Annotated in this window: 6 protein-coding genes and 1 pseudogene; 3 read left to right on the top strand and 4 right to left on the bottom strand. The window is 62.0% G+C overall.

What is annotated here, in order from left to right:
* The 3 genes from AC1DY5_RS47620 to AC1DY5_RS47630 form a co-directional block, all read right to left on the bottom strand.
* On the bottom strand, window positions 1–209 hold a 209-nt coding region (locus tag AC1DY5_RS47620), incomplete at its 3' end, for a hypothetical protein (protein ID WP_478121343.1).
* Window positions 210–314: 105 nt separating this feature from the next.
* On the bottom strand, window positions 315–779 hold the full coding sequence (locus AC1DY5_RS47625) for a methyltransferase family protein (RefSeq protein WP_478121344.1): 465 nt from the start codon (window positions 777–779) through the stop codon (window positions 315–317).
* Between the two features lie 153 nt (window positions 780–932).
* Window positions 933–1,685, bottom strand: a complete 753-nt coding sequence (locus AC1DY5_RS47630) for a DUF4336 domain-containing protein (RefSeq protein WP_478121345.1) — start codon at window positions 1,683–1,685, stop codon at window positions 933–935.
* A 341-nt stretch (window positions 1,686–2,026) separates the two neighbouring features.
* On the opposite strand from AC1DY5_RS47630, the gene AC1DY5_RS47635 reads away from it, so the two are divergent.
* From AC1DY5_RS47635 to AC1DY5_RS47645, 3 genes and pseudogenes are all read left to right on the top strand, one after another.
* On the top strand, window positions 2,027–2,272 hold the full coding sequence (locus AC1DY5_RS47635; RefSeq protein WP_478121348.1) for a hypothetical protein: 246 nt from the start codon (window positions 2,027–2,029) through the stop codon (window positions 2,270–2,272).
* A gap of 75 nt (window positions 2,273–2,347) precedes the next feature.
* Entirely contained in the window at window positions 2,348–2,698 is a 351-nt protein-coding gene (locus tag AC1DY5_RS47640) for a DUF6788 family protein (RefSeq protein ID WP_478121346.1), read from the top strand.
* 160 nt (window positions 2,699–2,858) lie between these two features.
* A pseudogene (locus AC1DY5_RS47645) lies at window positions 2,859–3,062 on the top strand (EamA family transporter); the annotation flags it as partial.
* 176 nt (window positions 3,063–3,238) lie between these two features.
* Here the strand turns inward: AC1DY5_RS47645 and AC1DY5_RS47650 are convergent.
* A partial coding sequence (locus AC1DY5_RS47650; protein WP_478121347.1) for a transposase occupies window positions 3,239–3,451 on the bottom strand: 213 nt, incomplete at its 5' end.

A 3,451-nucleotide genomic window follows, 5' to 3' on the forward strand; every position in this document is an offset into this window, starting at 1 on the left:
GTACAAAACCGTACAAAACCAAGGTCTGGAACGCCTTCACCAAGACGGTAGAGGATTGCAGCGTCCGCCCTCATCCTTGGCCCATTCGGGGTCACGCTCATAGGCCGAGGGTTGATTTGGTCATTCCTGGCTGCAATTCGAATCCCTACGCGTTCGGAGAATGCCGTGTCGGTTATTGCGGCGGCTTGTACGCGGCCGCCATCAATCATCTGGTTTYGGTCCTGCTGCTCATTGCGGCCTTCTGGCTATCCCGCCGAAGCGCAGCGAGGTTCCAACCTTGAGGTCCCTGCGCCGGCTGYAACGGCCCCAGCATCTCACAGCCAGCGCCGCACTAACTGCTGGTAAGCGGCGTACTCGGACCCGAACAGCGAGGACAGCGCGCGCTCCTCGCTGACGATTTGGAACCGGTGGATGTAGAGGACGAAAAGCGGCAACACGGCCAGCGCGAGAGGGTCCCACAGGAATACCGCCCAGGCCAGCAAGTCCAGCAGCAACCCGAGGTACATCGGATTGCGCGTCAAGCGGTAGACGCCACCGGTGACGAGGGCGGAGGCCATGTCAGGCGTGAACGGGTTCAATGTGGTTTTCGCCTGGTGGAAGGCCCGCATTCCAGCCACGCTGAAGCCAACCCCAACCGCGGCGATAGCGAGGGCGAGAATGGCGCGCCAGGCAAACGGGGCCTCCTGCACATCCGGAGGGAGCAGTGATGCCAACCACATTAACAGGGCTGCAGCCAGCGCGACAAACGGAGGGGGAATCCGATGCTCCAGTGCATTCATGACCAGCCTACTTGGAAGCGGCGGACGTCATCTTGCTCCAGGTGCGCCGCGCCGGCAACGGCGAGCGGACGCCAACATCGTCTTGCGGCCGATGCAGCGGCACAATCGCCCGAGCCGTGAGGCCGGACCCGGCCAGGAGCAGCCCTCGGATTCTCACCTCCCAAGGTGCTTTCCGAAAATCCGGCGGATGACCTCGTCTGCATCCACGTCGAAGCAGCGCCCATGACTGAGCAAGATGCGGCGAGGCCGCCATACGTGAAGTTTCGCGATGGCCGCAGCTGCCTTTTTCCGCTGCAACAACAGCGGCAGGCGCATCCCGAAGAACACCTGCCCGCGTGGATAGTACATCCCGCTCATCCTCGTGAACGTTCGCCAAGGCTCGTCCATCTTGTCCAACTCGATGTTGATGATGGCGTCCGTCACGATGAGGGATTCTGATTCCCGGTGGAAGAAGATGAATTCCTTGAAGTAGCCACCCGGAAACAGCGTCTGGTCCAGTTCGTTCCGCCATTCGTCTGGCAGGTCCAGATCGAGGTCTCTCCCGAAACGGATCTCCACGTGTCGCGCTCTGCTCCTTCTGCGCACGCCCGGCGAAGCCCATGCGACGGCATCCGGAAAGGCCTTCAACCACTCTCCAATGTGGGCATAGTGAAACTGGTTGGGGGAGATCAGATGCCGGACAGTACCGAAGTGCTCAAGCTCGTCTGCAAGCTTGCGATCGAACTTCGTCGGCGAGTGAAGGAAAAGTTCGCCGTTCGAGAGGCGCACCACAGTCATGCGGGTGGTGAAAGGTAGAGGCAGCCTGACGCCAGCCACGGTCAGGTATTCAAAGGGCCCGTCGACAACTCCGATGTTTGCCGCCACAGGCTTGTACACATTGATCGGCTCGTAAAGTGCGGCGCCCATGTTGCGGTCTCGGATACATCCTGCATGATTCTGGCAGCGCTTGACTCCGCTGGGTCAGCTTGGACGCGCCATGCACCGAAACCGGCTCCGAACCCCGGAAGTTCGCTGGCTCGCGCCAACGCTGGTGCCCTGTGAAGATCAGCGCGACCAGGCCCAAGATGAGTGACCGCTTCTATGGGGACTCTTTTGTCAAGTCTTTTCAACGACCTGAATCCGTGTGAGCCCAAGAGTGAAAGCGGCTCACCCTGAGGGTGCGGTCGATTTTGAGGGAGTTTGGTAAACGCGAGACAGGTGCGGGGCGTTGATGGTGCTGTTTCAATCGCGTGATCTGGTTCTTCGCAATGCGCCCTTTCGTCGTCAAGCAACTCGACTATGACCTCACCCCGGTAGCCGGTCTGGCGCTGGTAGGGCATCACCTGAATCGACTCGCACCGGTGTTCAAGCAACTCGATGCCGCGTTGCCGGTCAAGAATGGCGTGTCTCCCATGCGCAGGCGCTGGGCGTGCTGCTGCGCTCGGTTATCGTCGAGCGCGAACCGATCTACCGGGACCCATCCGCTCGGCGAGCACGCCCAGCGCGGACGGTGAGAGTGGAGGTTGAAGTGCCATCCGTCTTACATCATAATATATGTAAGATAGCAACAAATCAAGATCAGGCAGCGCATGACCATCCCCTCCAAGCGCAGCGTGCAACGCGCGCGCGAACGCATTCAGGTCATCCGCGCCTCGCTGGGCGAATTCGAGCTGCTGTGTTCGGGCACGCTGAGTCAGCGCATGATGAAGTGCGGCAAGCCCAACTGCGGCTGCGCCACCGATCCGGCTGCGCGCCACGGCCCGTACTACCAATGGGTGCGCACGCGCGCGGGCAAGCCGACCGCTCGCTACGTCAGCGAGCAGCAGGCGCAGATCCTGCGCCAGGCGATCGACAACTATCGTCAGGTCAAGAAGATGCTGCGCGACTGGGAAGAGAACACCGAACGCCTCATCGACGCCGTGCAACCACCCACGCCTTGACCGGCCGCCAAACGCTCCGGTAATTGCGAGTTATTGCGTCGCAACATGTGCGGAAGGTGAGTCTGGAGCCGGCAATGAGTCGGTCGAGCGAGTCGCCCGCGCTGCTCCGTGAAAGCCGACCCGCGTTGGAGGGACCTTGGTGCTGGAATGAACAGGATTCGCGCTGTGGCCGTCGCTGGCGGTGCTGGGCGCCTGCCTGGCCTGGGCGGTCGACAACAACCTCACCCGTAAGGTGTCGGTGGCCGACGCGCCATTCATCGCGATGACCAAGGGTCTGGCAGCCGGCGCCACGAACCTCGCAATGGCGGTCGCCACGGGCGCAACGTGGACGCCGCCCGCGGTGGCCGCTTGCGCCGGGCTGCTGAGAAGCTGAGAGTCTTTCGATTTTCCGCTGAAGGCAGTGCGGAGCAACGCGCAGGAAGCTCGCGAAGCAAATTGGGTCGAAAGCATCACCGAGGTGCCAAGTCGAGGGCGTAGGCACTCGCCGAGGGCGCTGAGCGCCGCTTCAGGGCACGCCCCTCATACCGCCTTTGGGGCCCTTTATGCGATCTTTGCGAGCGCTGCGGACGCACCTGTGCCCCAACCGATCAGTTGGGGCGCAAGGGCGGCCATTCTCAGCAGGTTATGTGCCAGCACAAACAGCCGCACCACGCACCTGACCTTGGCCATGCCGCGCACCGGCATACGCTGGAGTCCACGGTTGCGCGCCTGCGCGTTCACGCATTCGGCCGTGGCTGCACGAAGCTTGTAGAT

This window comes from Variovorax sp. P4_D9 (assembly GCF_056401695.1).